This window comes from Nocardioides sp. P5_C9_2, assembly GCF_054049555.1.
On record NZ_JBFUMD010000415.1, the window covers coordinates 1 to 3,557 of the forward strand.

Below are 3,557 nucleotides of genomic sequence, written 5' to 3' on the forward strand. Positions count from 1 at the left end.
GTCGTGGGTGCCGTCGTGGCCGAGCTCGGCGAGCGCCTGGAGGCGGCGCTGGCCGCCGGCATCGACGCGGACCGGATCGTGCTGGACCCGGGTCTGGGGTTCGCCAAGCGGGGCCACCACAACTGGCAGCTGCTCGCCCACCTCGACGCGGTCGCGGCGCTGGGAAGGCCCCTGCTGGTCGGTGCGAGCCGCAAGAGCTTCCTCGGCGCCCTGCTGGCGGGCCCCGACGGCATCCCCCGCCCGCCCGTCGAGCGCGAGCACGCGCACGCGGCCCTGGTGCCGCTGCTGGCCGACCAGGGCGTGTGGTGCCTGCGCGTGCACGACGTACGCGCGACGGACGACGCCCTCGCGACCTGGCAGGCCTTCCGCTCGACCACCGGCGACCAGGAGTGATGCGCGTGAGCGACGAGCTGACGATCACCGGCCTCGAGTGCTTCGCGCACCACGGGGTCTTCGACTTCGAGCGGCGCGAGGGCCAGACCTTCGTGATCGACCTCACGCTCGGCCTCGACACGCGGTCCGCCGCCGCCTCCGACGACTTGCAGGAGACCGTCCACTACGGGACTCTCGTGGACCGGGTCCGGGCGGCAGTCGAGTCCGACCCGGTGGACCTGATCGAGACGGTGGCCCAGCGCATCGCCGACGAGTGCCTGACCGAGCGTCGTGTTGAATGGGCCCGCGTCACGATCCACAAGCCCGATGCACCCATTGACGCGACATTTCGGGATGTCGCGCTGACGATCACCAGGACTGAGGCCAGTCGATGACCGAGACCCCCAACCCCTACATCGTGGACACGGATTCCCTCACCGGCGAGATGCACCCGATCCGTCGGATCGTGGTCGCGCTGGGCTCCAACCTCGGAGAGCGCTTCGCGACCCTGCAGGGGGCGGTCGACGCCCTCGCCGACACGCCCGACCTCTTCCTCACCGGCGTCTCGCCGGTCTACGAGTCGGAGCCGGTGGACTCGCCCGTCGAGGACGCGCCGATGTTCCTCAACGCGGTGGTGCTCGCCGACACGACGCTCCCGGCGGCCCGACTGATGGAGCGGGCCCTGGCCATCGAGGACGCCTTCGACCGCGAGCGCAGCGAGCTGCGCAACGCGCCCCGCACCCTCGACGTCGACCTGATCGTGGTGGGCGACCGACGTGCCGACGACGACTTCCTGCGCCTGCCGCACCCGCGGGCCCACGAGCGCGCCTTCGTGCTGCAGCCGTGGCACGACCTGGAGCCCGACGCGGAGCTGCCCGACCACGGCCCGATCGCCGACCTGCTCGGCCGCGCCGACGTCTCGGGCGTCTCGCGCCGTGACGACCTGGCCCTCGAGGTCCAGTGACCGCAGTCCCTCCTGAGGGGGACCCCGACGGCGGCCGGCCCGACGACGAGTCGGGCCAGGGCGCCGAGCACGAGCCCGACCGGGACCCGGAAGGGCGGCTGCGCCCCACGTCCGCCACGTCGCTGGCCGTCGCGGCGGCGATCGGGCTCGTCGGCGGGGGACTGCTGCGCACGATCACCGTCGTGATCGACGGGACCGCGCCGATCGTGACCTGGATCCAGGCCCTCGCCCTGGTCTTCGTCGCCTGCTTCGTCGGCCTGCTGGCCTGGGACACCTGGCGGACGCTGCACGTGCGCCACGAACGGCTCGAGCCGCACCGGGCGGTCAACCGCCTCGTGCTGGCCCGGGCCTGCGCCCTGGTGGGTTCCCTGGTGGCCGCCGGCTATGCGGCGTACGCCGTGACGTGGATCGGCGACCCATCCCAGCTGGCCGACCAGCGGGCCCTGCGCTCGGGGGTCGCTGCCCTCGGCGGAGTGGCGATCGTCATCTCCTCGCTCCTGCTCGAGCGAGCGTGTCGGCTGCCCTCGCGCAAGAAGGGGCCCTAACCTGCTGGTATGGCTTCCCTCCCGTCCCAGCAGTCACAGGCGTCCGTCCCGGCCGCGCCCGCCACGACGAGCACCGCGACCCCGGTGCCCTCGGTGCGCAGCGCCGCCCGTCGTCGCCAGCGCAGCACGCGGCTGACGGTGGCCGTCGCGCTGCTCGTCGTGGCGACCGTGCTGGTCGGATGGGCGCTGGTCGCCGGCATCGGCTGGCTGACCTCGTTGGTCGCCGTCGCCGCCCTGGTCCTCGGCGCCGCGGCCACCCGCATCACCCACAGCGAGGTGATGCAGGCGCGTCGCGACGCCGCCCGCGACCGCGCCGAGCAGGCCACGGAGTACGCCGCGCTGACCGCCGCGCGCACCGCCGAGAACGCCGCCTTCGCCACCGACATGCGACGCAAGATCGCCGACCGCGAGGAGGTCATCGACGGCCTCGAGGTGGCGCTCAGCAAGGCCCAGCGCCACGCCCTCGACCAGACCCGCAAGCTCAACGCCGAGGCCCGTCGGGCCGACGTCGCCGAGCGCGAGGTCGCCGAGTCCGCCCGCCTGCTCGACTCCTCCGAGGACCGCGCCGCCGAGGCCATCGTGCTGGTCGCCGAGCTCGAGGCCGAGCTCGACGTGCTGCGCTCCGAGCTGGTCTCCTGGAAGGCCGCCGCGGCCGCGCGGCGCGCCGAGTCCGCCTGAGTCACCCGTTCCACCGACCGGCCGGCCACGCGAGTGGCCGGCCGTCGGTGTCTCCGGCCCGCCGGCCACGGGGCCGGGGGACGCTGCACCGGGTGACGTGGACGGCGTACGGCACAATCAGCCGATGTGATCCCTGAGGACAACCGGTTCGAGAGCGACCCTGCCAGCGTCATCCCCGTCGATCACCCGCTGCCCGACGGCTGGGAGCCCGGGCCTGTGGACGGCGAGGACGCCGCCACCGTCGCCCGCCTGACCGAGCTGTTGCGGGCCCACGAGGCCGCCGCCCGGGGCTGGGCGAGCGCCTCGGAGGACGACGTGCGCGTCGAGGTCTCCGAGCACGGCCTGGCCACCCGCGAGAACGTCGTGGTCCGCGACGCCGGGGGCACGATCCGGGCCTGGGGCAGCGTCCACGACCGGGCCGAGGGGCGGATGCTCTTCGTCCACGTCGTCGACCGCGACCTCGACGACGACACGGCGCTGGCCTGCTCCGACGTGCTCGTCGAGTGGGCCGAGGCGCAGGCCCGCTCCGTGGGCGAGGGGCGCGGCCTCGACGTCCAGCAGATCGACACCGGGTCCTTCGCCGGCGACGAGCGGCAGCACCGGTTGCTCGAGGGCGCCGGCTTCACGAAGGTCCGCACCTGGTGGCAGATGAGCCGCGCGGTCACCGCCGACGAGGCCGGGCTGGTGCCCGCACCCGAGGCGTGGGAGCGGCGCGGGGTGCGGTTCCGCCTCGTCGGCCGCGAGGACGACGGGATGCCCGACGAGTCGTGCCTGCGGGCCGTCCACGACGTCCTCGAGGGCGCGTTCACCGACCACTTCAACTCGGCGGAGGAGACCTTCGACGAGTTCATCCACCGCCTGCGCGAGGACCCCGGGCACCGGTGGGACCACTGGTGGCTCGCCGAGCTCCTCGACGACCCCGAGGCCCCCGAGCCGGTGGGTGCCCTGGTCGGCACCGTGTCGGAGGGCGGCGAGGGACCCGACGGGTCCTACGTGTC

6 protein-coding genes are annotated in these 3,557 nt (G+C 74.1%); all 6 read left to right on the plus strand.

Annotation, left to right across the window (positions count from 1 at the left end):
- Positions 1 to 393 (plus strand): dihydropteroate synthase (locus ACXJKL_RS17180; protein WP_457208233.1); only part of this gene is annotated, 393 nt, incomplete at its 5' end.
- On the plus strand, positions 393 to 767 hold the full coding sequence (gene folB, locus ACXJKL_RS17185; protein WP_457208234.1) for a dihydroneopterin aldolase: 375 nt from the start codon (positions 393 to 395) through the stop codon (positions 765 to 767). The genes ACXJKL_RS17180 and folB, both read left to right, overlap by 1 nt.
- A complete protein-coding gene (gene folK, locus ACXJKL_RS17190; protein WP_457208235.1) occupies positions 764 to 1,336 on the plus strand; it encodes a 2-amino-4-hydroxy-6-hydroxymethyldihydropteridine diphosphokinase in 573 nt (190 codons plus the stop codon). The genes folB and folK overlap by 4 nt, the downstream gene beginning before the upstream one ends.
- Positions 1,333 to 1,881: a DUF3180 domain-containing protein gene (locus tag ACXJKL_RS17195; protein WP_457208236.1), complete on the plus strand. Its 549-nt coding sequence runs from the start codon at positions 1,333 to 1,335 to the stop codon at positions 1,879 to 1,881. Before folK ends, ACXJKL_RS17195 begins: the two co-directional genes overlap by 4 nt.
- Before the next feature lie 9 nt (positions 1,882 to 1,890).
- Positions 1,891 to 2,559 carry a hypothetical protein gene (locus tag ACXJKL_RS17200; RefSeq protein WP_457208237.1) on the plus strand — a complete coding sequence of 223 codons (669 nt, stop codon included), beginning with the start codon at positions 1,891 to 1,893 and terminating at the stop codon, positions 2,557 to 2,559.
- Between the two features lie 126 nt (positions 2,560 to 2,685).
- On the plus strand, positions 2,686 to 3,557 hold an 872-nt coding region (locus ACXJKL_RS17205), incomplete at its 3' end, for a GNAT family N-acetyltransferase (RefSeq protein ID WP_457208238.1).

Bases quoted from the DNA above. Each gene is read 5' to 3' on its own strand.
- folB (WP_457208234.1), top strand. From the start codon at position 393: ATGCGCGTGAGCGACGAGCTGACGATCACCGGCCTCGAGTGCTTCGCG.
- folK (WP_457208235.1), top strand. From the start codon at position 764: ATGACCGAGACCCCCAACCCCTACATCGTGGACACGGATTCCCTCACC.
- ACXJKL_RS17200 (WP_457208237.1), top strand. From the start codon at position 1,891: ATGGCTTCCCTCCCGTCCCAGCAGTCACAGGCGTCCGTCCCGGCCGCG.